Here is a 24,545-nt window from a genome sequence, read left to right as displayed (position 1 = left end):
GTGACGCGGGGGATTGGCGCGGGCGCCGCAGCGGACTAAGGCGCGCTGCATGGCCAATGATAACCTCGATACACAGCTATATCTTATCTCCCCTCTCGAAGTGGGGGGCGATTTTCCTCAGCGGCTCGAACGCGCGCTGGCGGCGGGCAAGGGGCTGGTCACTGCCTTTCAATTTCGTGTGAAAGGGCTGGATAGCCATGAGGCAGCGGTGCTTGCGGAGCCTTTGCAGGTGATCTGCGCCGAGCATGACGTCGCCTTTATCGTCAATGACAGCGTGTCACTGGCAAAACGTCTGAAGGCCGACGGCGTGCATTTGGGGCAGAGCGACGGGGACCCTAAGGAAGCGCGCGAAGAGCTGGGCCCAGAACTAGGACGCACGGCTCAGATCGGCGTCACCTGCCACGCTTCTCGCCACCTGGCGATGGAAGCGGGCGAGGCCGGCGCGGATTATGTCGCCTTTGGCGCGTTCTTCCCCTCGACTACCAAGGATAAAGGCGATGCCGCGCGCCCCGAGCCAGAACTGATCGCGTTCTGGGCCGGTCTGTTTGAAATCCCTTGCGTTGCCATCGGCGGCATCACGCCGGATAATTGCGGGCCATTGGTGGAGACGGGGGCAGACTTCCTCGCCGTATCAGGCGCGGTCTGGAACAGCGATGAAGTGGCCGCGATTGGGGCCTTTGCGCAGGTGCTGCGGGGGTCTAGCGCGAAGGCTTAGTCGGCTTGTTTCAACTAGCTTGCGACTACTCAACATAGTCTGCGCTTTCATCTCAGCGCTTTCCCAAAAGCGGACCTTCTTCTTTCGACTCAATTACGGATGTTGGAAGCCGGTCGTTCAGGGATTCATTTTAAACCATACCGTCTTACCAACAGAATGCTCCGCACGACTGCCCAGACAACGGCAACGAAAATTTGAAGGGCCATTAATAGACCCAGATCGGGGAAAAATAGGCTGGCTGCGGAGAAATCGACACCGAATGATCGGGGAACGTAAAACCACAATGTAAAGGCATAACCGATCAAACAAAGCGATGGTAACAGGATAGAGGCCCACTTCACTAACGAAGGCCTATTCGCAGGCTCTGATTTGGCTCTGCGCAATTTGCGGAGTGAAAAGGCACAGGCTGCAGCCAGCAGAACTAGAATGAGTGCGGATCCCCACAATAGATATACAAAAATCTGCGAGGTGGAAATGTCTGTACCAGGTAATCCGAGTGCATAGCGAACGGTTCCATAGTGTAAGTTCCCATCGAGCGTGCCCGACATATTCATCAGAAAAAGCCCGCCTTTGCGTGTCTCGAGATTGTACATGAGAATGGAACGAAAGCCCGGGTTTGCCCCGTCGTGGAATATAATCTTTTGTCCGTCTACAGTGTCATGTTCCCACCCAAACTCGTACGCACGTTCGTGACCCTTTGCCCAAGATTCGGTCAGAGAAACTGGAACAATCCGTGGGTCGTTTTCAGAGACCGCAATAAGATATTTGGCCAGATCTTCCGCGCTTGTTGTGACCCCGCCTGCTGCCATCATCATTCGGCTTGCGATGAAGTGCTCCTCGAAAGGTATGCCAAACCATTGGATATGTCCTTTGGCTTCGGAAGCGGTTGGTTTGCCCGCTATTTGAACATAGCTGTTCTTCATATCTAGGACGGAGAATATTCGCTCTTCCAACACTTGTTCGAATGGCGACTTTTCGATCGCTTCGATCAAATGCGCCAAGATTGCATAGTTTGCGTTGGAATATTGGTAGTTTCCCCTGGAGCGTTCCTCCAATTGTGCAGATTCAAGCTGCTGCACAGCGTGCCGGGTTGCATCGGCGCCGCGATATTGGGACCTTTGATAACGATTGCCATCAAGCGTCGAAAGGCCGCTGCGATGATTCATCAGATTTCGGACTGTGATAGCATCGGATATATTGCGATCAGCTGTGCTGAAATCCGGGATATGCCCGATGACCGGGTCATCAATTGAGAGCTTTCCTTCGGCCTCCAATTGCAAGACAACCAATGACGTAAAAGACTTCGTGACTGATGCGATCTGGAACGGTGTTTGTGGTGTGATACGCTCGCCTGATCCATCTGTTTGGCCGAAGCCGCGCAAATGCGTGATTACCCCATCTTCAACTAACGCAACCGCGCCGCCGGGAGCATTGAGCCGTTCCATTCCCATTTGAATGAACGCATCAACTTCCTCAGCGCTGGGCGAAGCCAACCTTGTCACTTGTCCGGAGGCTTGGACAGGAGAGAATGAGAGCAGCAAGATCGCTATGACGGCTTTCATCCATTGTATTTGATAGATCATCCAAACTATTCCCGGGTTATCTTGTGAGATCCGCAAAGCTGCGCAGAAACACCTGAGGATAATGAGCTGAGAGTTCCAACATCCATGCGCCAATCGCGTGGAATCTTTCGCCAAATGCAGATACAGTCCATTCGCGAAGCATGAATTGTGGGGACCAGATGCGGCTGAGATGGAATTTGGGGTTGGTCGGTTTGCTCACCGCCACCGCGCTAGCAATTTTATTCACTCTACTGGCCGTTTACGATTCTGATCGCATGCCGTTTGGCCAACGTTTCGTATTTTGGTTTTTGAACATTGGCGCGGGTTTGGCAGTGGCGGCCCTCGTGGCACCGTTGATTTTTGGCCGCGTCCTGCGAACGCACGCGATTTCCGTCCAACTCATCGTTTTGGCAGCCTTGGCCAGCACTCCGGTACCATTCATTCTCTTAGGCTTTGATACTGGCTATCAAAGCAACTGGCCGATTTCCAACTGGATTCAGCAGTACCTTATGTCTTTCGTTGTCGCGGCAATTATAGTGTTTGCTGGATACGCTGTATTGAAGAGCAGCGGCGCGTTGAGAGGTGCCGAACCTTCCAATGAAGATGGGAAGGCCGCATCGATTCAAAAATTTCTGAAACGGTTACCACCACGATTCCAGGATGCAGAACTCTATGCCATATCATCGGAGGACCATTATCTTCGCGTCCATACCGATATCGGCAATGAACTTATATTGATGCGTTTGTCCGATGCTGTGAACGAACTCATTGCTGTCGATGGAATACAAACTCATCGCTCATGGTGGGTTGCAAACCGTGGTGTTGTCGAAATCGTCAGAAACAACGGCAAATTGGCCGTACTGCTCCGATCTGGCCTTTCTGCACCCATTGCGCGCACGCGCACAAAATTGGTTCGTGAGACACTCCTTTTATGACCCAATACCTTTTGCGTAATTGGGGGAATTGCATCTTGTTGTTCCCTAAATGCGCTTGAGGTCCGCGATCGACCCCCACAACTGGACACTGGCATCTCAAATCGTTTTGACGCAAACCAGACTATTGGAAGAACACACTGCCACTATCCAACTTGCTGCCAGAGCCGCAAACTAGTCCTGGCTAAAACGCTGCGCGCCTGTGCGCGTGCAAAGAACCTTTGTTAAACCGCCATTTGCATCCAGTTTTTGAAGTTGGTTTGTGCCGATCCGGCGATAGCGTTCGCCCTTTTTTACGCCTCGGGTGAAGGTCAGCAGGCGGCCTTTCAGCAGGTAAACTCCGCCGCCTTGCTCGCTGCTATAACTGGAGGCCGCGCCGAGCCGGAAGCCCGCATCTTCGATTACATCATAGGCCGCTCCGGTTGCATCGCCGGGCAGGGCGCATTGATAATTGCCCTGCGGCATGGTCGACAGCATGCCGCCGTCGCCGCTGGCCTGGCCCACGGCTGCGCTAGGATTTTGGCCCAAACCTTGGCCACTCGCATGCGGGGTAACTACCGCGATTGCCGCTGCAAAAGCCGTTAATCCTATGACATAGCGCATTTTCATTTGGCCCCATTATCATGCGGCATATGGGCGCACCACCGCGTTTACCATGTGATTGCTAATCATGCTCAGCTTTACCTCGCCTGAAGCCTCGGCTATGCGCGCAGCCGCAAGGTTGCCCAATCATCGGGCGCCTACCCATTTTTTCCGACAAGAAGGCACAATAGCCCCATGAAGATCAGCGGCGTCGATATCCGTCCGGGCAATATCCTGGAATATGAAAACGGCATCTGGAAAGTTGCCAAGATCCAGCACACTCAGCCTGGCAAGGGCGGGGCCTATATGCAGGTGGAAATGAAGAACCTGCAGGACGGGCGCAAAACCAACGTTCGCTTCCGCAGTGCGGACAGTGTTGAGAAGGTGCGGCTCGACACCAAGGAATTTCAGTTCCTCTACGAGGATGGCGACATGCTGGTCTTTATGGATCAGCAAAATTACGAGCAGATCATGCTGCCAAGCGACCTGCTGGGCGATGCGCGCCCATTCTTGCAGGATGGGATGCAGGTCCAGCTGGAACTGTGGGAAGAAAAGCCGATCTCGGTTCAGTTGCCAAACCAGATTGAGGCCGAGATTGTTGAGGCCGATGCGGTGGTGAAGGGGCAAACCGCCTCCTCTAGCTATAAGCCCGCCGTGCTCGATAATGGCGTGCGCATCATGGTGCCGCCGCATATCGGCGCTGGCACTCGCATCATCGTTGACGTCTATGAACAGACTTATGTCGGGAAAGCGGGCTAACTTCTCATGTCGATGTTTTCAGGCCTGATCCGCGTGATGGAGCGCGCTGCGCGCAAAGCGGGCGGGCGTTTGCGCCGTGATTTTGGCGAGGTGGAGCACCTTCAGGTTAGCCGCAAGGGCCCGGCGGACTTTGTCAGCAAGGCTGATATGCGCGCTGAGCGTACGCTTTATGACGAGCTGTTAAAGGCGCGGCCCGGATGGGGCTTTGTGCTGGAAGAGGCGGGCATTATCGAGGGCGATCCCGATATGCCGCGCTGGATCATCGATCCTCTGGATGGGACCAGCAATTTCCTCCACGGCATTCCGCATTTCGCGATTTCGATTGCGGTGCAGGAACCGCGCCTGGGCGGCCCGGATGCGAAGGGCAATGCTTGGGGCGATGTGACGGCGGCGGTGATCTATCACCCGATTGAGGATCATACCTATTGGGCGGAGAAGACCCGCGGGGCGTGGCTGCAGGATGCGCGCCTGCGCGTCTCGGGACGCTCGCAGATGAGCGATGCCTTGATCGCGACCGGCATTCCATTCGCGGGCCACGGCGATTTTGCCGAATGGAGCCGGATTTTCGGCGCTATCGGCCCGGAGGTCGCGGGGATCCGCCGCTTTGGCGCCGCATCGCTCGATTTGGCCTATGTGGCGCAAGGGCGCTTTGACGGCTTCTGGGAAAGCGGGCTGAATGATTGGGATACGGCGGCAGGATGCTTGCTGATCCGCGAAGCAGGAGGCTTCGTTAGCGATTTTCGCGGTCGCTCGGGTCCCATCCATTCCCAGCAAGTGCTGGCCGCAAACAATGGGCTGCATTCCAAGCTGCACAAGTTGCTGGCGAATTCACTGAAGTAAGCCTCTTGATGTGAGAGCGGGGCGCGGCTAACAGGCGCGCTTCACGATAGGCGTGCCCCTGTGGTGGAATTGGTAGACGCGCTCGACTCAAAATCGAGTTCCTAACGGAGTGCCCGTTCGAGTCGGGCCAGGGGCACCAAATTTTTGCAGAAAATTTGGTTTTGGTTTTGCGCACTGGCATCCGGCAGTGCGCTATCCTCGTTTTTGTTTGGCTTCAAGCGCCAGCGCTCACATCCGTTCGCTTGGCTATCCTCGCATAAGCTCGGGCGCGCAGTCGCGCTTGCGACGCCTGCGGCGTCGAACCATTCCAAGCCTGTCAGGTTTGCTCGCCCAACTTCCTTCTCTCCAATTCCCATTCCTTCTTCCACCTCTCGCGCAGGTCGGTGAAGAATTGCAGGTTCGCCGCGCGGTTCTCCTCGCTGTGGCGCTCTTCGTATCGCTCCTGCTCCCACTCCTCCCGCAATTGGGCGCGCAGCTCAGCCTTGAGCGCTTCGTAAGCCGGATGGCCGGGGCGTAGCTCCCCCGATCCATAGCGGTGCGGTAAACGACCCCGCAGGAAGAACATCACCAGCGCCTCGTTATGGCGTGTCTCGGTACCCAGCACCCTGCCGGAAGAGACGACCATGCGCTCCTCGCCGGTGATAGCGCGGGTGAGGGCGGTCGCCTCCAACCGAGAGACCCCGCGGTCAATCGCCGCATCCCACGCCGCACGGAAACTTTCCGCGCCGGGCCGCGCGCGCAATTTGTAGATCGCCTCCATCGATTTGCCGATGTGCCGCGCAGCGGCGGTGACAATGCCGGTCGCCGCAAGATGGGCGATGAATTCGCGTTGCAAGTCCGCAGTGATGGAATTGCGGCGAGGGCGGCTGTGCGGGACCGGGGTGAAATTGAGGAGAGGGTCGTCCGGGGCAGGGGGAGCGGCTTCGAACGCGACGGCAGAGGTGCCTTGGCGGGGAATGGCGCGTTTGTTGGTGAGTTTGGGAGGGTTAGTCATAGCCCGACGGGATTATGCACATTCCAGCAAGGTAGGAAAACGCTACGTGGCCGGGAATGGCTCGGTCCGCGACCAGCGGACCGCAAGGCCGACCGGCCGCCGCGGCTTATGCCGCGAAAGCCAAGGCGGACGGATGTCCGCCGCCCGGCGCTTGAGGGTCAAAGCAAATAACTCAGGCGTCGAGGCGCGAGATTGGTGGGCGGCACCAAGACGCTGGGCGCAATCTCGATGGGGTGAACCAAGAGGAGATGAGTTTTTGTGTTCCGCAGCACATCCGTGCTGCGATATCCTCGCTCACTAACCCTAGGTGGTTGCTGGGCTTGATAGAATAGAATCGGAAAAGATCGAACTGAGTCTGGCTTTTACTGGCCGACGTGTTAGATTTCCTCTTAACGCTTGGGGAGACTAGTCTTGCAGAAGCCGATTTCCACCACCGCAGTTGCGGCAATTGTACTGGCGGGCATCACCGCCTCTCCAGTACAGGCGAGATACTTACAGACTGACCCTATTGGCTATGAGGACGACGTAAATCTCTATGCTTATGTCGGAAATGATCCGATCAACAATGCAGACCCGACCGGGCTGTGCGCTCAAACAACGGATTCGGAGGGCAATACCGTCCAAGTCGGCGTCTGTTCGGACAACCCCGAACTCCAAGGAGCAATCGATCAGCAGATTGCCGATTCTAATAGCAGAGTTGGAGGGGTAGAGAGCCAGCTTATCGCAAACGGTGATCGGGTTGATTTAGCCGCTGTTGATGGCGGTGCTCTCGAGGAGTCTGCCATTTTTAGTGGCCCGGAGACCTATCAAGGCGAACGGCTTGCCGGGGAAGGTCAGATCGGAATGCAAGAGTCTACTACACGAGGTTTTGTAGGGGATAGTCGAGTGGAGACAGATGTGCCCTTTACCGTCGCGGATGCGATTGAGCATGAAGTCGGTTCGCATATCTCCGATCACATTGATGGCACCCATGGCCAACAAGGATCGGGTACCATCATTGTCTCCGGTGTTACGGTTCCGGGGCCTGACGGACTAAGGGAGGCACGCGCTGTCAATCGAACAAATGTTTTTCGGCGTCGATCCGGAAGCCCCTATCAGCGTAGTAGGTCGGGTCAATGATCAGAGATCTTTGCGCGGTCTGTTTGGCCAGCCTTGGGCTTAGCTGCGCTCCAGCTTTCTCAAGTCCATCTAATCCGTGCGAAACTGGCTATGTTGAGTGGGAAGAAGCCAGTCTAGGTGAGTTGGTCGGAAGTTCCGATACAATTTTTCTGGGGAGAGCCAACGAGTTTGTGGCAGACGCTTCTCGCGATGGCTTTGATGGCTACTATTTGATTTCGTCCACCGGAACGGAACTCAAGGGTTCTCCTGGCGGGAATGTAAAAGTGTATGGTCAAGCCCCGTACACCTATCCTCCTCAGGTCTACTTCGATATTCCCAACAGGCATCAAGAGTTAGCAGACGGGCACAAAGAATTCGGGCAGATATCTCTTCCGGGAGGTATAGCAGGAGCTACTAATCTCGGTAGACACTGTCCGCTCGCCCCAAGATTTATGATTGGATATCGGTATTTGGTCATGCTGGGTACTGAAAGCCGGTTGTCGTTCGAACCTGTGCATGCGGTCCGCACAGATGCTTGGTTCGCATTGGTCCGTGATGCCGTCGAGGCTGAAGAGAACCGGTAAGGGGCTAGAGACGTGTCAAAGGGCGCATGGCCTTGTTTTTTTGCTCTCATCCTTATGGCACTTTCGGGTCCGCTTTATGCACAGAGTCCCACTGATACCGTCCACGCTATTCTAGCCGCTCCCGAAAGCGAGTTAAGCTATGAACGGGCAAAATTGACCTTCGACCGCATCATCGCCCCAGAACTGGACGAGGCCGCGGTGACGGCTAAGATTGACCGGCTCGTCAGTGCGGCGACACGCATTCCGGCGAACGGCAGCGACATCGACAAGCTCAAAGCAGCACGGCAGGTCATTTACGAAGCGGGTGCATGGAATGCGAACAGGCCATTCGTTTACGACCATGACGATCCCTATGGCCAAGACCTGCGCAATAAGCTCCTCGCAACTTACTTTGACACGCGGCGGGGCAACTGCGTGTCGATGCCGATATTGCAGCTTATCGTGGCCGAGAGGTTGGGGTTGAACGTGTCGCTCTCAACCGCTCCACTCCATGTTTTCATGCGCTACACCAATCCGACCAATGGGCGCAGCATTGCCATCGAGTCGACAAGCGGTGGTCACCCAGCGCGTGAGAGTGAGTATTTCGAGAAAATGGGAGTGACGCAGGCTCAAGTAGAGAGCGGCATCTATCTCGGTGTGCTAACCAAGCGTGAGAGCATCGCTGTCATGGCAAGCACCGTGACCGAGTGGCTGATGAGTGAAGGTCGCTACGGTGAGGCTATCGAGGTTGCGGACGTGCTTCTCGAATATTACCCGAAAGACGTTCACGCGATGCTGACACGCGGCTCTGCACATGGTGAGCTGCTACGAACGGAGTTCATAGAGCGTTTTCCCAATCCGCAGACGATACCGCCTAGCCTGCGTCCGCGTTTTCAGATGCTCGCGAGCCAGAATTCTGCGGCTTTCCAACAAGCAGAAGCATTGGGTTGGACGCCAGTTGTTACCCCTTGACCCCCGCACCACCCGCCGCTAAAGGCGCGCTCATCCGAGGCGTGCCGCGTGCACACCCCGGCCAAATAGAGCTGAACATTGCCGGTTAAGTCCCGGAGGCCTCGCTCGCTTGAGCTAGGCCTTTTCTATTTGCTCTTCTGTCGTTTGTTATCCCGAAACGAGTTCAGGATGACGAATTTGCGGAAGGGTTGGGGCGGCCGTCAAAGTAACCCGGTGCTTTGTTACCGGGTGGAGTGTTTCAGTTTGTTTCTGCGCACCGCGTGGGCGGCCCGTCATACTTCGACAGGCTCAGCACGAACGGGCCGCTTGAACGAACTTCACTTCACCTGACCAGCCAAGCGCCTGCCTCAGCGGCCAGGACCGAGCCCCTTCATGCGGAAGTGGCAGCCGGTTCCGCGCCTGCGAAGGGGCGTCCTGATCCGGTAATCCCGCCGGATCAGAATAAAAGGTGAAGGTATTCAATGCCTACGATTAACCAGCTGGTCCGCAAGGGCCGCGTTCCGCAGAAGGCCAAGTCCAAGGTCCCTGCGATGGAAGCAAACCCGCAGAAGCGCGGCGTTTGCACACGCGTTTATACAACGACGCCAAAGAAGCCGAACTCCGCTCTGCGTAAGGTTGCCAAGGTGCGCCTGACGAACCAGCGCGAAGTCATCTCCTACATTCCGGGCGAAGGCCACAACCTCCAGGAACACAGCGTTGTGCTGATCCGTGGCGGCCGTGTGCGCGATCTTCCCGGTGTGCGTTACCACGTCCTGCGCGGCGTGCTCGACACACAAGGGGTCAAGGACCGCAAGCAGAGCCGTTCGAAGTACGGCGCGAAGCGGCCTAAATGATTGGTGCGCCTGTCCGTGGGCTGAGGGCTTGCGGGTAGGTTTTGAGTTTTCTTGGGTGCGGTCAACATATCCATGTTGACCTCGGTGCCAGCCCATCTCGCATTTTATCTCTTGGCCCAAACCACCTGATGTCCGAATTTTCGGGTGGTTGGCCAAAGGGAAATAACGCGGAGACGGGCCGGAACCGCCCCAAACTCCAGAGGAGTTTTTAAATATGTCACGTCGTCGTAGGCCCGAAAAGCGGGTTATCTTGCCGGATCCCAAGTTTGGTGATCAGGTTCTGTCGAAGTTCATGAACAACCTGATGCTGGACGGTAAGAAGTCCACCGCAGAAGGTATTGTTTATTCAGCGCTTGATACGGTTGAGGCGAAGGCCAAGACCGATCCGCTTCAGGTTTTCCATGATGCGATCAACAACATCAAGCCGCAGGTCGAAGTGCGCAGCCGCCGTGTTGGTGGTGCGACGTACCAGGTTCCTGTCGAAGTGCGCCCAGAGCGCGCTCAGGCATTGGCGCTGCGTTGGATGATCTCGGCTGCTCGCGGTCGTCCGGAAACCACCATGAGCGCGCGCCTTTCCGGCGAGCTGATGGATGCGGCCAACAACCGCGGCAATGCGGTGAAGAAGCGTGAAGATACGCACCGGATGGCTGATGCCAACCGCGCGTTCTCGCACTACCGCTGGTAACATGGGTGGCGGTAGGACTTACCGCTGTCATAAACGTCACTATATGGGGGTGACATTGGTTCACCCCCACAAACCTATCCGAGGAATTTGATATGGCCCGCGAGTATCCGCTGGAGCGCTATCGCAATATCGGCATCATGGCTCACATCGATGCTGGTAAGACGACTACGACCGAACGCATCCTGTATTACACCGGAAAGTCCTACAAGATTGGCGAAGTGCATGATGGCGCTGCGACCATGGACTGGATGGAGCAAGAACAAGAGCGCGGCATCACGATTACGTCCGCTGCGACGACCTGTTTCTGGAACCCGGAAGATCCGACGATGGATCCCAAGAGCGATCCGAAAGAGCTGCGTAAGACGCCTGAGCACCGGATCAACATCATTGATACGCCTGGCCACGTTGACTTCACGATTGAAGTTGAACGTTCGCTGCGCGTGCTTGATGGCGCGGTTGCATGCTTTGACGGTGTTGCTGGGGTGGAGCCTCAGTCGGAAACCGTTTGGCGCCAGGCCGACAAGTACAAAGTTCCCCGGATGTGCTTCATTAATAAGTTGGACCGCACCGGCGCCGACTTTAAGTACTGCGTGAACTCGATCATTGAGCGTCTCGGTGCGACACCGGCTGTGCTGTATCTGCCAATCGGTATTGAAGCCGATTTGACGGGTTTGGTCGACCTGGTGAACCAGCGTTCGATCACCTGGAAGAACGAAGATCTGGGCGCGGAATACGTCTATGATGATATTCCCGCGGACATGGCCGACGAAGCGACTGAATACCGTGAGAAGCTGATCGAGCTTGCTGTTGAGCAAGACGATGACGTGATGGAGGCGTACCTTGAAGGCACCGAGCCTGATGCGGTTACGCTGAAAAAGCTGATCCGTAAGGGGACGCTCAACCAGAGCTTCGTTCCTGTGCTTTGCGGCTCTGCGTTTAAGAACAAGGGCGTTCAGCCTCTGCTCGACGCTGTCGTCGACTACATGCCGAGCCCGCTCGACGTGGAAGCGATTAAGGGTGTTAAGCCTGATAGTGACGAAGAAGATTCTGCGCGCATCCGACGATGCCGTGCCGTTCGCGGCGCTGGCATTTAAGGTCATGAACGATCCATTCGTTGGCTCGCTCACCTTTACCCGCATCTATTCCGGTGAACTGGCAAAGGGCACCGTCTTGAACTCTGTGAAGGGCAAGAAGGAAAAGATCGGCCGCATCCTCGAAATGCACTCCAATGACCGTAAGGACATCGAAGAAGCATTCGCGGGCGATATTGTCGCATTGGCTCAGCATGAAGGCGACCACCACTGGTGATACGCTTTGCGATCCAGCCCACCCGATCATTCTGGAGCGGATGGAATTCCCGGATCCGGTTATCGAATTGTCTGTGGAGCCGAAGACCAAGGCTGACCAAGAGAAGATGGGCGTTGCGCTCAATCGCTTGGCTGCTGAGGATCCTAGCTTCCGCGTTACGACTGACCACGAAAGCGGTCAGACGATCATCAAGGGTATGGGCGAGCTTCACCTCGACATTCTCGTTGATCGTATGAAGCGTGAGTTCAAGGTCGAAGCGAATGTCGGTGCGCCGCAGGTGGCTTACCGTGAATCGCTGGGCCGCGAAATCGCTGTTGATTACACACACAAGAAGCAATCGGGTGGTACTGGGCAGTTTGCCCGTGCCAAGGCGACCTTCACTCCGGGTGAGCGCGGTCAAGGCATCGTGTTCGAGGACAGCATCAAGGGCGGTAATATTCCTAAGGAATACATCCCGTCGCTTGAGAAGGGCATCCGTGAGCAAGCCGACAGTGGTTATCTAATTGGCTTCCCAATCATCGACTTCACCATCCACCTCACAGATGGTGCGTTCCACGATGTCGACTCGTCCACCGTGGCGTTTGAAATCTGCGGCAAGGGCGCAATGCGCGAAGCAGCAGAGCGTGGTGGCATCAAACTGCTTGAGCCAGTTATGAAGGTTGAAGTGGTGACTCCGGAAGATTATCTGGGTGACGTCATCGGTGATCTCAACAGCCGCCGCGGTCAGATCCAAGGCACAGATAGCCGGGGCAATGCCCAAGCTGTCGAAGCAATGGTTCCGCTCGCAAACATGTTCGGTTACGTGAACGAGCTTCGCTCATTCAGCCAGGGCCGCGCGCAATACTCCATGCAGTTCAGTCACTATGACGAAGTGCTTGCAAGTGTTGCACAGGAAGTCAAAGAGAAGCTTGCTTAAGCTGATCGCAGGGTCTAGGGGCTGCGCCTGATTCAGCGGGCGCGCCTTTTCCCCGTAGGAATTCATTTTAGATAGAAGGTTAAGACGAGACATGGCGAAGGAAAAATTCGAGCGGAACAAGCCGCACTGCAACATCGGCACCATTGGTCACGTTGACCATGGTAAAACCACCCTGACTGCTGCGATCACCAAAGTGATGGCTGAAGCTTCGGGCGGCGAAGCTGTTGACTTTGCAAACATCGATAAGGCTCCGGAAGAGCGCGAGCGCGGGATCACGATCTCTACCGCTCACGTTGAATACGAAACCGATGCGCGTCACTACGCACACGTCGACTGCCCAGGTCACGCTGACTATGTTAAGAACATGATCACTGGTGCGGCGCAAATGGACGGCGCGATCCTGGTTGTGAACGCAGCCGACGGCCCAATGCCACAAACTCGCGAGCACATCCTGCTTGCGCGCCAGGTTGGTGTTCCGGCTCTGGTTGTTTACATGAACAAGGTTGACCAGGTCGACGACGAGGAAATCCTCGAACTCGTTGAAATGGAAGTTCGTGAGCTGCTCAGCGAGTATGGCTTTGACGGCGACAACATCGCAATCACCAAGGGTTCTGCTCTTGCTGCTCTCGAAGGTCGTGATGATGCAATCGGTTCTGAGTCGATCAAGGCTCTGATGGCGTCTGTTGACGAGCACATCCCACAGCCAGACCGTCCAGTGGATCAGGACTTCCTGATGCCAATCGAGGACGTGTTCTCGATCTCTGGTCGCGGTACTGTTGTGACTGGCCGTGTTGAAACCGGTAAGGTCAATGTCGGTGACGAAGTTGAAATCGTCGGCATTAAGGACACCTCCAAGACAACTGTGACCGGCGTTGAAATGTTCCGGAAGCTGCTCGACTCCGGTGAAGCTGGCGATAACATTGGCGCACTGATCCGCGGCGTTGGCCGTGAAGAAGTTGAGCGTGGTCAGGTTCTTTGTAAGCCTGGCTCGGTTAGCCCGCACACTGAATTCGAAGCGAACGTTTATGTTCTTTCGAAGGATGAGGGTGGCCGTCACACGCCATTCTTCGCGAACTACCGTCCACAGTTCTACTTCCGCACTACCGACGTGACCGGCGAAGTGATCCTCCCAGAGGGCACCGAGATGGTAATGCCGGGTGATGACGTGACGATCAACGTTAAGCTGATCGCTCCAATCGCTATGGACCAAGGTCTCCGCTTCGCGATCCGCGAAGGCGGCCGTACCGTTGGTTCGGGCGTGGTTGCTAAGATCACCAAGTAAGCGTTTCGCGCCTCTTATAAGGTGCAGCGATAAAGAGTGGCCCGGTTCTCTCAGCGAGAGCCGGGCCCTTTTTGTGTGAGGTGAGTTGAACGTTAGGCGCGCTCAAATGCATGCTTTTGGAAGGCGGTTTTTTATGACCGCAATTCAGGGGTTGCCACAGGGCGGGTCTCTCCTTATACGCGCCTCCACAGGCCGAGGATTCGTTCGCGGCAACGCAATTTTATAAGGCCGCCCGTTCCGGGAAACCGGAGATAAGCGGGGCGGGCCTTTTCTTTTTTGAGAGGCGTAAAACCTCTTTGGCTCTTTCGCATTGGTACAGGTAATGGAAGCTCAGAATATCCGTATTCGCCTTAAGGCGTTCGACCACCGCGTTCTTGACCAGGCAACTGGTGAGATTGCAGAGACAGCACGTCGTACGGGTGCTCTTATTCGTGGCCCCATTCCTATGCCAACGCGCATCGAGAAGTTCACCGTGAACCGCGGCCCGCACATCGACAAAAAGTCACGCGAGCAGTTCGAGGTGCGCACCTTCAAGCGGTTGCTCGATATCGTGCAGCCTAACGCTCAGACCGTCGACGCTTTGATGAAGCTTGACTTGGCTGCTGGTGTGAATGTTGAGATTAAGCTCGCTTAATCTACCGCCCTGCGTTAGTGGGGCGAGGTCTTCGGTACGGACCATCATAAACTGACCGAGAGTTTCGGGGCACTTATGGCCCCGCTAGCATTCTCCCGAAACGGAAAATGCTCAGGCAAGACATAGGGATACCGCCGGTATTGTCTTTGGACTACGCCGGGTCTGCGTCCCCCGTCTCGCTCAACCGGCCATGTGGCTGCGCGAGCATTCAGCCCGGACGGGGCGATGCATAAAATCTGGGTTGAATGGATCTGTCTGTTTTGGGCGGGTTCGCAAGCACTTTGGGATGGGCCCTGAGTGCCTCTGTTTAGGAGTTTTGACGATGCGCACTGGCGTGATCGCAAAGAAAGTCGGGATGACCCGCCTGTTCCAGGACGATGGACGTCACGTTCCCGTGACTGTTCTCGCACTGGAAGATTGTCAGGTTGTCTCGCACCGCACCGCAGAGCGTGATGGCTATTTCGCTGTCCAGCTCGGCGCAGGTACTGCGAAACAAAAGAATGTAGCCAAGCCACAGCGTGAGCATTTCGCGAAAGCGGAAGTCGCGCTGAAGAAGCAGGTTGCTGAATTCCGGGTCGAAAGCGAAGAGGGCCTTGTCCCTGTTGGCGCTACTATCAGCGCTGATCACTTCCTGGCTGGCCAAAAGGTCGACATCACCGGTCACACTCAGGGTAAAGGCTTTGCTGGCGCCATGAAGCGTTGGGGTTTTGGCGGTTTGCGCGCCACCCACGGTGTTTCGATCTCTCACCGTTCGCACGGTTCGACGGGTAACCGTCAGGATCCGGGCCGCGTGTTTAAGGGTAAGAAGATGGCTGGTCACATGGGTGACCGTCAGCGTACCCAGCAAAACCTCGAGGTTGTCCGCACGGACGCTGAGCGTGGTTTGCTCTTCATCAAGGGTTCGGTCCCTGGTTCGAAGAATGGCTGGTTGCTGGTTCGCGACGCTGTGAAGCTCGCAATGCCTGACGATCTTCCGTTCCCAGGCGCTGTTATTGAAGCAGCTGCGCCGGTTGAAGCTGCTGCTGACACCCCTGCTGCTGACACCCCTGCTGCTGAGGCCGAAGCGCCTGCGGCTGATGAAAACAAGGAGGGCTGAGACCATGAAAGTCAAAGTCCAGAAAATCGACGGGAAGGCTTCGGGCGACATCACTCTCAATGATGATGTGTTCGGTGTAACTCCGCGAGCCGACATTCTGCACCGGGTTGTGACCTGGCAGCTGGAAAATCGCCGTGCGACCGCTCGTCCAACGCGTGAGCGTTCGGATGTGGCTCGCACTGGTAAGAAGTTCGGCGCGCAAAAGGGTTCAGGCGGCGCTCGTCACGGTGCTCGTTCTGCTCCGATCTTTATCGGTGGTGGTAAAGCGCACGGTGCACGCAAGCGTGACTTCAACCAGTCGCTGAACAAGAAAATTCGCGCACTCGGCCTAAAAATGGCTCTTTCCAGCAAGGCGAAGGACGGCTTGGTCGTTCTCGACAGCCTTGCGATGAAAGAAGCCAAGACGAAGGTGCTCAAAGGGCATCTCGAAAAGGCTGGTTGGGCTGGCAAAGTGCTGGTCATTGACGGCGACAGCATTGACGACGGCTTCAAGAAGGCCGCTGGCAACCTGCCAGGTATCAATGTGATGCCGGCAGCTGGCGCGAATGTTTATGACATTTTGAACCACGACACGCTGGTCCTCACCAAGGATGCGGTCGAGAAGTTGGAGGCGCGCTTCAATGGCTAAAAAGCAAGAAGTTGATGCCCGTCACTATGACGTGATCTTGGCCCCGCACATCACCGAGAAGTCTACGCTTCTTTCGGAGAACAACGCGGTGGTTTTCAAGGTGGCACTTGATGCGACCAAGCCGCAGATTAAAGAAGCGGTTGAAGCGATCTACGACAAGAAGGTCACTTCGGTTAACACCATCGTGACCAAGGGCAAGACCAAGCGCTGGAAGGGTAAACCTTACAAGCGCATCGACGTGAAAAAAGCGATCGTTACCCTCGTTGAGGGTGAAATGATCGATATCACTAGCGGTATCTGAGGCGGATCATGGCACTCAAGAATTATAAACCGACGAGCCCCGCACGCCGCGGCCTCATCCTCGTCGACAAGACCAGCCTCTGGAAGGGCAAGCCGGTCAAGTCGCTCACGGAAGGCAAGCGTAAGTCCGGTGGCCGGAACAACAAAGGTCATGTCACTTCGCGTGGCATAGGCGGCGGTCACAAGCAAAAGTACCGCTTCATCGATTTCAAGCGTCGGAAGTGGGATGTTCCTGCGACCGTTGAGCGGATCGAATATGACCCGAACCGTACGGCTTTCATCGCGCTTCTGAAATATGAAGATGGCGAGCAAGCTTACATCCTCTGCCCTCAGCGTCTTGACATTGGTGCAACGGTTGTGGCTGGCGAGAAGACCGATACGAAGCCTGGCAACGCCATGCTTCTGGGTCAGATGCCGGTTGGTACGATCTGCCACAATGTTGAGATGAAGCCGGGCAAGGGTGGTCAAATCGCTCGCTCTGCTGGTGCTTATGTCCAACTGGTTGGTCGTGACCGCGGCATGGTGATCGCGCGCCTCAACTCTGGTGAGCAGCGTTACCTGCGGGCCGATTGCATGGGTACAGTTGGTGCGGTGTCGAACCCCGACAACCAAAACCAAAACCTGGGCAAGGCTGGTCGTCGCCGCTGGATGGGCATCAAGCCGCTGACGCGCGGTGTCGCTAAGAACCCAGTCGATCACCCCCACGGTGGTGGTGAAGGCCGGACGTCTGGTGGCCGTCACCCGGTTACCCCATGGGGTAAGCCGACCAAGGGTGCCCGCACTCGTAAAAACAAGCAGACGGATAAGATGATTATCCGTTCGCGCCACGCCAAGAAGAAGAGGTAAGACACGATGGCACGTTCCGTCTGGAAAGGTCCTTTCGTCGAGCTCAGCCTTCTGAAGAAGGCGGAGGACGCGCAAGAGGCAAACAATACGAAGCCGATCAAAACCTGGTCGCGTCGTTCTACGATTTTGCCGCAATTCGTTGGTCTGACGTTCAACGTCTACAATGGCCACAAGTTCATCCCGGTCTCGGTTTCCGAGGAAATGGTCGGGCACAAGCTTGGTGAATTTTCGCCTACGCGGACATTCCCTGGCCACGCTGCCGACAAGAAGGGTAAACGCTAATGGGCAAGGCAAAATCACCGCGCCGTGTTGGCGATAACGAGGCTCTGGCTGTCGGCACGTCCATTCGTGGTTCCGCGCAAAAGTTGAACCTCGTGGCGCAGCAAATTCGCGGCAAGAAGGTTGAAGAGGCTCTCAACATCCTCACCTTCTCGAAGAAGGCAATGGCCAAGGATGCGACGAAAGTTCTCGCATCGGCAATCGCTAACGCGGAAAACAACCACAATCTCGACGTCGACGCGCTCGTCGTTGCTGAGGCTTCGGTCGGTAAAGCGATTACTATGAAGCGGTTCCACACACGTGGCCGTGGTAAATCGACCCGCATCCTGAAGCCATTCAGCAAGCTGCGCATCGTAGTTCGCGAAGAGGAAGAGGCGTAAGATGGGTCAGAAGAGTAATCCGATCGGTCTGCGTCTGCAGATCAACCGTACTTGGGACAGCCGTTGGTACGCCGAAGGGCGTGACTATGCCGGTCTGCTCAAGGAAGACATTGAGATCCGTAAGTTCATCATCAAATCGCTGCCGCAAGCTGCGATTTCCAAGGTGGTGATCGAGCGTCCAGCAAAGCTCTGCCGCATTTCGATCTATGCTGCCCGTCCCGGTGTTATCATCGGTAAGAAGGGTGCGGACATCGAGAAGCTGCGCGCCAAGCTGGCGACGATGACTTCGAGCGAAGTGAAGCTGAACATCGTTGAGATCCGCAAGCCGGAAATCGATGCGAAGCTCGTTGCTCAAGGCGTAGCTGATCAGCTCATTCGCCGCGTGGCTTTCCGCCGTGCGATGAAGCGTGCGGTTCAGTCTGCTCTGCGTCTCGGCGCAGAAGGCATCAAGATCACATGTGGTGGCCGTTTAGGCGGAGCAGAGATTGCGCGCGTTGAATGGTACCGTGAAGGCCGTGTGCCGCTGCACACGCTGCGTGCCAACATCGATTATGCCGAAACCGAAGCGCTGACCGCTTACGGGATCATCGGCATCAAGTGCTGGATCTTCAAAGGCGAGATCCTCGCTCATGATCCAACCGCGCAGGATCGCCTGATGATGGAAGCTCAGACTTCCGGCGTCCGGCCAGCTCGCTGAGGTAGGTAGAGACAATGCTGCAACCGAAGAAAACCAAATTTCGCAAGGCCTTTAAGGGCAAGATCAAGGGCGACGCCAAAGGCGGTACGACTTTGAATTTTGGCTCCTATGGTCTGAAGGCCCTTGAGCCTGAGCGGATCACCGCGCGTCAGATCGAAGCGGCTCGCCGTGCGATTACGCGTCACATGCGCCGTCAAGGTCGCCTCTGGATCCGTGTGTTCCCTGATGTGCCAGTGTCCAAGAAGCCTGCCGAAGTTCGTCAGGGTAAGGGCAAGGGCTCCGTTGAATTCTGGGCTGCTCGCGTAAAGCCGGGCCGTATCCTGTTTGAACTCGACGGTGTCCCAGGCAAGATCGCTGCTGAAGCGTTTGAGCGTGCGGCCATGAAGCTGCCAATCAAGACCAAGGTCGTTGCTCGTCTGGGCGACACCTCTCACCTGGGAGGCAAATGATGGCTAAAGGTAGTATCGCTGTCGAAGATCTTCGTACCAAGACCGACGATCAACTCTCCGCTGAGCTCACCGAGCTGAAGCGTGAGCAGTACAATCTGCGGTTCCAGGCTGCGACTAACCAGCTCGAAGCTCCAGCTCGGATCAAGCAAGTGCGCCGCACGATTGCTCAGATCAAGACGCTGCAGAACGAGCGCGCAGCAGCCGCTGCGAAGGCTTAAGGAGTAGACAATGCCAAAACGTATTCTGATCGGCTCTGTCACCTCCGACAAGACCGACAAGACCGTGACCGTGAAGGTCGAACGCAAGGTGAAGCACCCATTGTACGGGAAGATCATCCGTCGTTCGAAAAAGTATCACGCTCACGACGAAAAGAACGAATTTGCCGTTGGTGATGTTGTGCGGATCGAGGAGACGAAACCGATCTCCAAGACCAAGACCTGGATCGTAAAAGACCGGGTTACCGCAGGCGGAACCCAAGCGGTCGAAGCTGATCTCGATGTCGAGGCAGCCGGTAACTGATTGAATTGATCCTCGCTTTGGCGGGGACACGCGTAGGAACTGCCGGACTGGTTTCGGCAAGCCAATGAGAAGGAAACGGATCAATGATCCAGATGCAATCCAATCTCGACGTCGCGGACAACAGCGGCGCAAAGCGCGTCCAGTGCATTAAAGTGCTGGGCGGGTCTAAGCGCCGGTTTGCCTCCGTGGGCGACGTGATCGTGGTTTCCGTGAAGGAAGCTCAGCCACGCGCTAAGGTGAAGAAGGGCGATGTCCATCGCGCTGTCATCGTGCGCACGAAGAAGGACGTTCGCCGCCCAGATGGCAGCGTGATCCGCTTCGATAGCAACGCCGCTGTGCTGGTCAACAAGAGCGAAGAGCCAATCGGCACTCGTATCTTTGGCCCAGTGGTCCGCGAACTTCGCGGCCGCGGCTTCATGAAGATCATCAGCCTTGCGCCGGAGGTGCTCTAATGGCCGCTGCTAAGATCAAGAAGGGCGACAGCGTCGTCGTGCTTTCGGGCAAGGACAAGGGCCGCACAGGCACTGTTCAAAAGGTCATGCCGAAAGATGGCAAGATCGTTGTCGAAGGCATTAACGTGGCTGCCCGCCACCGCAAACCAAGCCAGCAAAACCCGCAAGGTGGGATCGATCGCTTCGAAGCGCCGATGAACATCTCCAAGGTTGCTCTGGCAGATCCTAAGGATGGCAAGCCAACCCGCGTCCGTTTCGAAGAAAAGGACGGCAAGAAGGTTCGCGTTGCTGTGAAGAGTGGAGAGACCATCGATGGCTGATGCATACACTCCGCGCCTGAAGGCGAAGTATGACGACCAGATCGTCAAGGCGATGACCGAGAAGTTCGGTTATAAGAACCGTCTTGAAGTTCCTAAGATCGCAAAGATCACACTCAACATGGGTGTGGGCGAGGCGAGCCAGGACAAAAAGAAAGTTCAAATCGCAGCTGAAGAGATGACCCTGATTGCTGGCCAAAAGCCAGTGATCACAAAGGCGAAGAAATCAATCGCTCAGTTTAAACTGCGCGAAGGCATGCCAATCGGTTGCAAGGTTACCCTGCGCCGTGACCGTATGTTTGAATTCCTCGACCGCCTTGTCACTGTTGCAATGCCACGCATCCGCGACTTTCGCGGGCTGAACGCGAAGTCGTTTGATGGCCGTGGCAACTACGCAATGGGCCTTAAGGAGCAGATCGTGTTCCCTGAGATCAGCTACGACAAGATCGATAAGGTGCGCGGCATGGATATCATTGTCACCACCACCGCAAAGACTGACGAAGAGGCACGCGAATTGCTGCGTCTGCTCGGCTTCCCTTTCCAGGGTGAAGCCAATCCGTCTGAAGAAAAGGCCGCAGCGTGAGCTGCGTGTCGCAACGACTAGAGAAGAGAGCTTAAGTCCAATGGCGAAACTGAGTTCGATCAATAAGAATGAGCGTCGTAAGAAGCTCGTTAAGAAGTACGCAGACAAGTACGCTAAGCTGAAGGCGATTTCGAAGGACACTTCACTCGACGAGAGTGAACGTCTGGTAGCGCGCTTGAAGATGGCGGAACTCCCGCGCAATGGGAACCCAACACGGGTTCGCAATCGCTGCGCGACCACCGGCCGCCCACGCGGCTACTACCGCAAGTTCGGCATCAACCGCATTGAATTGCGCAATCTTGGTAACAAGGGTTTGATCCCTGGCCTTACCAAGTCGAGCTGGTGAGGAGCTGATAGATGGCTATGACCGATCCATTGGGTGATATGCTCACCCGCATCCGCAACGGACAGCAGGCAAAGAAGGATTCCGTCCTTTCGCCAGCGTCTAAGCTGCGTGCAAACGTTCTCGAAGTGCTGACCCGTGAAGGCTACATCCGTGGCTATAGCGAAGACGCCTCGGGCAAGCACCCGGCGCTGCGGATTGAGCTGAAGTATTTCGAAGGCGAGCCTGCTATCAAGCACGTAAGCCGCGTCTCTAAGCCTGGCCGCCGCGTCTATTCGGGTTCGAAAGAGCTTCCGACTGTACGTAACGGCCTTGGCATCACCATCGTCTCGACACCGCGCGGTGTGCTTTCGGATAATGAAGCACGTGATAGCAACGTCGGCGGCGAAGTGCTGGCGGAGGTGTTCTGATGAGCCGTATTGGCAAAAAAGCTGTCGCCATCCCTAGCGGGGTGACCGCCAGCATCGAGAATGGCACGCTTAGCGTGAAGGGCCCTAAAGGCACTCTCACTCTGGGCCTCTCCGACCTCATTTCCTACAAGGTTGAGGGCGACGAGATCCAGGTGAACCCAGCCAATGACAGCAAGCAAGCACGCTCTTTCTGGGGCATGCAGCGTACGCTGGTTTCAAACTTGGTTGAGGGCGTGACCGAAGGTTTCTCCAAGACGCTTGAGATTTCAGGTGTTGGTTATCGTGCGAAGGCTCAGGGCAAGTCCCTGAAGCTGGAACTCGGCTTTAGCCACGATGTGAACATTGATGTGCCTGAAGGTATCGAAGTGAAGACGCCTGATCAGACCACGGTCGAAATTTCTGGTATCGACAAGCAGGCCGTTGGCCAGCTTGCTGCTGAAATTCGCCGTTGGCGTAAGCCTGAGCCGTATAAGGGCAAGGGTATCAAGTATCGCGGCGAGTATGTCTTCCGCAAGGAAGGGAAGAAGAAGTAAGATGGCTAAGCTTTCCCTGTTTGAACGCCGCCGCCGCCGGGTGCGCACCGCACTGCGGACGCGTGCTGGCGATCGTCCTCGCTTGTCGGTGCACCGCACTGGTCGTCATATCTATGCTCAGATCATCAATGATGCTGATGGCCGCACCGTGGCTGCTGCATCTACTTTGGGCGGCAAGAAATCTGGCGCAAATGTCGATGCCGCTGCTCAAGTGGGCAAGGATATCGCCGCTGCCGCCAAGAAGGCTGGCGTGACCACTGTCGTGTTTGATCGCGGCGGGTTCCTGTTTCATGGCCGCGTGAAAGCGCTGGCCGATGCCGCTCGCGAAGGCGGGCTGGAGTTCTGATGATGGCTGACGACAAGAAAACTGAAGCGCCTGCTGAAGAGGCCAAGACCGAAGAAACTGCAGCACCTGCGGCGGAAGCGGCTCCGGCTGCTGAAGAAGCGAAAACTGAAGAAGCTGCTGCTCCGGCAGAGGCGACTCCAGCTGAGGCACCTGCAGAAGCTCCGGCGAAAACCGATGCTCCTCAGCAACGCGAAGGCCGCGGTCGTGGCCGTGGCGGCGACAATCGCGGCGGTGGCCGTGGTCGCGGTGGCCGTGACAATCGTCGCGGCAAGCGTGAAGAGGAAGATGACGGCATCATCGAGAAGCTGGTGCACATCAACCGCGTCTCTAAAACGGTGAAGGGTGGTAAGCGTTTTGGCTTTGCCGCACTGGTCGTTGTGGGTGACGGCGCGGGCCGCGTTGGCTTTGGCCACGGTAAGGCTCGCGAAGTTCCAGAGGCGATCACCAAAGCAACTGCAGCCGCTCGTAAGAAGATGGTCCGCGTTCCGCTCAAAGAAGGCCGCACTCTGCACCATGACGCCAAGGGCCGTTTCGGCGCTGGCAAGGTAACCGTGCGTACGGCGCCTCCGGGTACCGGCATCATTGCTGGTGGTCCGATGCGTGCCGTCTTTGAAAGCCTGGGCGTTGCAGACGTTGTGACCAAATCGGTCGGTTCGTCCAACCCCTATAACATGATCCGCGCCACCTTTGATGCGCTGACTAACCAGACTTCGCCGAAGTCTGTGGCTCAGCGCCGGGGCAAGAAGGTCGCTGACCTTTTGGGCCGTGGTGGTTCAAGCGAGGTGGAAGCAGAAGCTGAAGCCGCGGCGATTGTGGAGTAAGACCAATGGCTGCTAAGAAAACTATCAAGATCAAACAGATCGGTTCGCCGATCCGTCGCCCTGAAGGTCAGCGTAAGATCCTGATCGGCCTGGGCCTCAACAAGATGCATAAAGTGGTCGAGCGTCAGGATACCCCTGAAGTTCGCGGCGCGGTCGCAAAGATCCCGCATCTGGTTGAAGTGGTTGACTAAAATATTTGAGGCCTCGCTCGGTGCGGGGCCTCACTCTTTCAGCGCGAACAAAAGCGAAAGCGAGTGCACACATGAAACTCAATGACATCCGTGACAATGAAGGCGCCCGCAAAGGACGCATGCGCAAGGGCCGTGGTATCGGTTCTGGCAAAGGCAAAACCGCAGCTCGCGGTCAGAAGGGCCAGAAGAGCCGTTCCGGCGTAGCGATCAAGGGCTTTGAAGGCGGCCAAATGCCGCTTCACATGCGCCTGCCAAAGCGTGGCTTCAACAATCCGTTCGGCAAAGATTTTGCAGAGATCAACATTGGCATGGTCCAAAAGTTCATCGACGCGAAGAAGCTCGACGGCAAGAAAGCCATCGACGAAGCGGCTCTGCGTGAAGCAGGCCTGGTTCGCGGCGGCAAAGACGGTGTTCGTTTGCTCGGTAAGGGTGAACTGAAGGCTAAGGTCAAATTCGTCGTTGCTGGTGCGTCTAAGGGCGCAGTAGAAGCGGTTGAAAAGGCTGGCGGCAGCGTCGAGGTTGTTGTCGTGAAGAAGCCTTCGGGCAAGCCGAACCCTGAAAAAGCGGCGGCAAAAAGCAAATAATGCGGGTATTGGTGAGCGAGGGGTTCGACATTCGGCTCCTCGCTCCCTATCTAATCCTTCGTGCATAGACCGGCCAGGGCCGGTTGGTTTGTTTTT

At 56.2% G+C, this 24,545-nt stretch carries 36 protein-coding genes and 1 tRNA gene; 34 read left to right on the top strand and 3 right to left on the bottom strand.

The features are described from left to right. Positions 1–49: 49 nt before the first annotated feature. Positions 50–715 (top strand): thiamine phosphate synthase, encoded by a 666-nt coding sequence (thiE, locus tag AC0V6Z_RS13820; RefSeq protein WP_472639014.1) that lies wholly within the window; start codon positions 50–52, stop codon positions 713–715. Positions 716–840: 125 nt separating this feature from the next. Here thiE and AC0V6Z_RS13815 read toward each other — a convergent pair whose 3' ends face one another. Continuing rightward, positions 841–2,298, bottom strand: a complete 1,458-nt coding sequence (locus AC0V6Z_RS13815) for a serine hydrolase domain-containing protein (RefSeq protein ID WP_472639013.1) — start codon at positions 2,296–2,298, stop codon at positions 841–843. 182 nt (positions 2,299–2,480) lie between these two features. Between AC0V6Z_RS13815 and AC0V6Z_RS13810 the strand changes: the two genes are divergently transcribed. Next, positions 2,481–3,212, top strand: coding sequence for a LytTR family DNA-binding domain-containing protein (locus AC0V6Z_RS13810; RefSeq protein ID WP_472639012.1), 732 nt, complete (start codon positions 2,481–2,483; stop codon positions 3,210–3,212). Between the two features lie 171 nt (positions 3,213–3,383). Here the strand turns inward: AC0V6Z_RS13810 and AC0V6Z_RS13805 are convergent, their stop codons facing one another. Beyond that, on the bottom strand, positions 3,384–3,812 hold the full coding sequence (locus AC0V6Z_RS13805; RefSeq protein ID WP_472639011.1) for an elongation factor P: 429 nt from the start codon (positions 3,810–3,812) through the stop codon (positions 3,384–3,386). Positions 3,813–3,986: 174 nt separating this feature from the next. On the opposite strand from AC0V6Z_RS13805, the gene efp reads away from it, so the two are divergent. From efp to AC0V6Z_RS13790, 3 genes are all read left to right on the top strand, one after another. Further along, positions 3,987–4,550 carry an elongation factor P gene (gene efp / locus AC0V6Z_RS13800; protein WP_472639010.1) on the top strand — a complete coding sequence of 188 codons (564 nt, stop codon included), beginning with the start codon at positions 3,987–3,989 and terminating at the stop codon, positions 4,548–4,550. Between the two features lie 6 nt (positions 4,551–4,556). Then, the gene (locus tag AC0V6Z_RS13795; RefSeq protein WP_472639009.1) at positions 4,557–5,390 is read left to right on the top strand and encodes an inositol monophosphatase family protein; all 834 of its coding nucleotides are present in this window, start codon (positions 4,557–4,559) and stop codon (positions 5,388–5,390) included. 54 nt (positions 5,391–5,444) lie between these two features. Beyond that, a tRNA-Leu gene (locus AC0V6Z_RS13790) sits at positions 5,445–5,529 on the top strand. A 177-nt stretch (positions 5,530–5,706) separates the two neighbouring features. Here AC0V6Z_RS13790 and AC0V6Z_RS13785 read toward each other — a convergent pair. After that, on the bottom strand, positions 5,707–6,384 hold the full coding sequence (locus AC0V6Z_RS13785) for a hypothetical protein (RefSeq protein WP_472639008.1): 678 nt from the start codon (positions 6,382–6,384) through the stop codon (positions 5,707–5,709). 411 nt (positions 6,385–6,795) lie between these two features. Here AC0V6Z_RS13785 and AC0V6Z_RS13780 point away from each other — a divergent pair, with 411 nt between their 5' ends. From AC0V6Z_RS13780 to rplO, 29 genes are all read left to right on the top strand, one after another. Continuing rightward, positions 6,796–7,503: an RHS repeat-associated core domain-containing protein gene (locus AC0V6Z_RS13780; protein ID WP_472639007.1), complete on the top strand. Its 708-nt coding sequence runs from the start codon at positions 6,796–6,798 to the stop codon at positions 7,501–7,503. Positions 7,504–8,120: 617 nt separating this feature from the next. Continuing rightward, on the top strand, positions 8,121–9,017 hold the full coding sequence (locus AC0V6Z_RS13775; RefSeq protein ID WP_486176494.1) for a transglutaminase family protein: 897 nt from the start codon (positions 8,121–8,123) through the stop codon (positions 9,015–9,017). A gap of 461 nt (positions 9,018–9,478) precedes the next feature. Next, positions 9,479–9,850, top strand: a complete 372-nt coding sequence (gene rpsL, locus AC0V6Z_RS13770) for a 30S ribosomal protein S12 (RefSeq protein WP_115366484.1) — start codon at positions 9,479–9,481, stop codon at positions 9,848–9,850. A 214-nt stretch (positions 9,851–10,064) separates the two neighbouring features. After that, positions 10,065–10,535, top strand: coding sequence for a 30S ribosomal protein S7 (gene rpsG / locus AC0V6Z_RS13765; protein WP_472639005.1), 471 nt, complete (start codon positions 10,065–10,067; stop codon positions 10,533–10,535). 92 nt (positions 10,536–10,627) lie between these two features. Next, a complete protein-coding gene (locus tag AC0V6Z_RS13760) occupies positions 10,628–11,629 on the top strand; it encodes a GTP-binding protein (RefSeq protein WP_472639004.1) in 1,002 nt (333 codons plus the stop codon). Then, positions 11,568–11,843: an EF-Tu/IF-2/RF-3 family GTPase gene (locus AC0V6Z_RS13755; protein WP_472639003.1), complete on the top strand. Its 276-nt coding sequence runs from the start codon at positions 11,568–11,570 to the stop codon at positions 11,841–11,843. The genes AC0V6Z_RS13760 and AC0V6Z_RS13755 overlap by 62 nt, the downstream gene beginning before the upstream one ends. Continuing rightward, a complete protein-coding gene (locus AC0V6Z_RS13750; RefSeq protein ID WP_472639002.1) occupies positions 11,821–12,759 on the top strand; it encodes a translation factor GTPase family protein in 939 nt (312 codons plus the stop codon). Before AC0V6Z_RS13755 ends, AC0V6Z_RS13750 begins: the two co-directional genes overlap by 23 nt. Positions 12,760–12,850: 91 nt before the next feature. After that, entirely contained in the window at positions 12,851–14,041 is a 1,191-nt protein-coding gene (gene tuf / locus AC0V6Z_RS13745) for an elongation factor Tu (protein ID WP_472639001.1), read from the top strand. Between the two features lie 322 nt (positions 14,042–14,363). Then, complete coding sequence (gene rpsJ, locus AC0V6Z_RS13740) at positions 14,364–14,675, top strand: 30S ribosomal protein S10 (protein ID WP_086436159.1); 312 nt, start codon at positions 14,364–14,366, stop codon at positions 14,673–14,675. A 322-nt stretch (positions 14,676–14,997) separates the two neighbouring features. Continuing rightward, positions 14,998–15,771 (top strand): 50S ribosomal protein L3, encoded by a 774-nt coding sequence (gene rplC, locus AC0V6Z_RS13735; protein ID WP_472639000.1) that lies wholly within the window; start codon positions 14,998–15,000, stop codon positions 15,769–15,771. 4 nt (positions 15,772–15,775) lie between these two features. Further along, positions 15,776–16,399 (top strand): 50S ribosomal protein L4, encoded by a 624-nt coding sequence (gene rplD, locus AC0V6Z_RS13730; protein WP_472638999.1) that lies wholly within the window; start codon positions 15,776–15,778, stop codon positions 16,397–16,399. Then, entirely contained in the window at positions 16,392–16,700 is a 309-nt protein-coding gene (locus AC0V6Z_RS13725) for a 50S ribosomal protein L23 (RefSeq protein ID WP_472638998.1), read from the top strand. Before rplD ends, AC0V6Z_RS13725 begins: the two co-directional genes overlap by 8 nt. Positions 16,701–16,708: 8 nt before the next feature. Continuing rightward, positions 16,709–17,545, top strand: coding sequence for a 50S ribosomal protein L2 (gene rplB / locus AC0V6Z_RS13720; protein ID WP_472638997.1), 837 nt, complete (start codon positions 16,709–16,711; stop codon positions 17,543–17,545). A gap of 6 nt (positions 17,546–17,551) precedes the next feature. After that, entirely contained in the window at positions 17,552–17,827 is a 276-nt protein-coding gene (gene rpsS, locus AC0V6Z_RS13715; protein WP_472638996.1) for a 30S ribosomal protein S19, read from the top strand. Beyond that, entirely contained in the window at positions 17,827–18,204 is a 378-nt protein-coding gene (gene rplV / locus AC0V6Z_RS13710; protein ID WP_472638995.1) for a 50S ribosomal protein L22, read from the top strand. Before rpsS ends, rplV begins: the two co-directional genes overlap by 1 nt. A 1-nt stretch (position 18,205) precedes the next feature. Continuing rightward, entirely contained in the window at positions 18,206–18,901 is a 696-nt protein-coding gene (rpsC, locus tag AC0V6Z_RS13705) for a 30S ribosomal protein S3 (protein WP_472638994.1), read from the top strand. 14 nt (positions 18,902–18,915) lie between these two features. Continuing rightward, positions 18,916–19,350 (top strand): 50S ribosomal protein L16, encoded by a 435-nt coding sequence (gene rplP / locus AC0V6Z_RS13700; RefSeq protein WP_472638993.1) that lies wholly within the window; start codon positions 18,916–18,918, stop codon positions 19,348–19,350. Continuing rightward, positions 19,347–19,568, top strand: coding sequence for a 50S ribosomal protein L29 (rpmC, locus tag AC0V6Z_RS13695; RefSeq protein WP_472638992.1), 222 nt, complete (start codon positions 19,347–19,349; stop codon positions 19,566–19,568). The genes rplP and rpmC overlap by 4 nt, the downstream gene beginning before the upstream one ends. 10 nt (positions 19,569–19,578) lie before the next feature. Next, on the top strand, positions 19,579–19,869 hold the full coding sequence (rpsQ, locus tag AC0V6Z_RS13690) for a 30S ribosomal protein S17 (RefSeq protein ID WP_472638991.1): 291 nt from the start codon (positions 19,579–19,581) through the stop codon (positions 19,867–19,869). An 83-nt stretch (positions 19,870–19,952) separates the two neighbouring features. Continuing rightward, complete coding sequence (gene rplN / locus AC0V6Z_RS13685) at positions 19,953–20,321, top strand: 50S ribosomal protein L14 (RefSeq protein ID WP_010411138.1); 369 nt, start codon at positions 19,953–19,955, stop codon at positions 20,319–20,321. Then, a complete protein-coding gene (rplX, locus tag AC0V6Z_RS13680) occupies positions 20,321–20,641 on the top strand; it encodes a 50S ribosomal protein L24 (protein WP_472638990.1) in 321 nt (106 codons plus the stop codon). The genes rplN and rplX overlap by 1 nt, the downstream gene beginning before the upstream one ends. Continuing rightward, positions 20,634–21,221: a 50S ribosomal protein L5 gene (gene rplE, locus AC0V6Z_RS13675; RefSeq protein WP_472638989.1), complete on the top strand. Its 588-nt coding sequence runs from the start codon at positions 20,634–20,636 to the stop codon at positions 21,219–21,221. Before rplX ends, rplE begins: the two co-directional genes overlap by 8 nt. A 40-nt stretch (positions 21,222–21,261) precedes the next feature. Then, positions 21,262–21,567: a 30S ribosomal protein S14 gene (rpsN, locus tag AC0V6Z_RS13670; protein ID WP_472638988.1), complete on the top strand. Its 306-nt coding sequence runs from the start codon at positions 21,262–21,264 to the stop codon at positions 21,565–21,567. A gap of 11 nt (positions 21,568–21,578) precedes the next feature. Next, positions 21,579–21,974 (top strand): 30S ribosomal protein S8, encoded by a 396-nt coding sequence (rpsH, locus tag AC0V6Z_RS13665; protein ID WP_247158869.1) that lies wholly within the window; start codon positions 21,579–21,581, stop codon positions 21,972–21,974. After that, entirely contained in the window at positions 21,974–22,507 is a 534-nt protein-coding gene (gene rplF, locus AC0V6Z_RS13660) for a 50S ribosomal protein L6 (protein ID WP_472638987.1), read from the top strand. The genes rpsH and rplF overlap by 1 nt, the downstream gene beginning before the upstream one ends. Position 22,508: 1 nt before the next feature. Next, the gene (gene rplR, locus AC0V6Z_RS13655; RefSeq protein WP_472638986.1) at positions 22,509–22,853 is read left to right on the top strand and encodes a 50S ribosomal protein L18; all 345 of its coding nucleotides are present in this window, start codon (positions 22,509–22,511) and stop codon (positions 22,851–22,853) included. After that, complete coding sequence (gene rpsE / locus AC0V6Z_RS13650) at positions 22,853–23,674, top strand: 30S ribosomal protein S5 (protein WP_472638985.1); 822 nt, start codon at positions 22,853–22,855, stop codon at positions 23,672–23,674. Before rplR ends, rpsE begins: the two co-directional genes overlap by 1 nt. Positions 23,675–23,679: 5 nt before the next feature. Next, positions 23,680–23,865 (top strand): 50S ribosomal protein L30, encoded by a 186-nt coding sequence (rpmD, locus tag AC0V6Z_RS13645; RefSeq protein ID WP_472638984.1) that lies wholly within the window; start codon positions 23,680–23,682, stop codon positions 23,863–23,865. Between the two features lie 71 nt (positions 23,866–23,936). Continuing rightward, entirely contained in the window at positions 23,937–24,449 is a 513-nt protein-coding gene (gene rplO / locus AC0V6Z_RS13640; RefSeq protein ID WP_472638983.1) for a 50S ribosomal protein L15, read from the top strand. Positions 24,450–24,545: the final 96 nt, after the last annotated feature.

The organism is Erythrobacter sp. SN6-5 (assembly GCF_057364945.1).
This window is presented reverse-complemented; position numbering and strand designations above follow the sequence as displayed.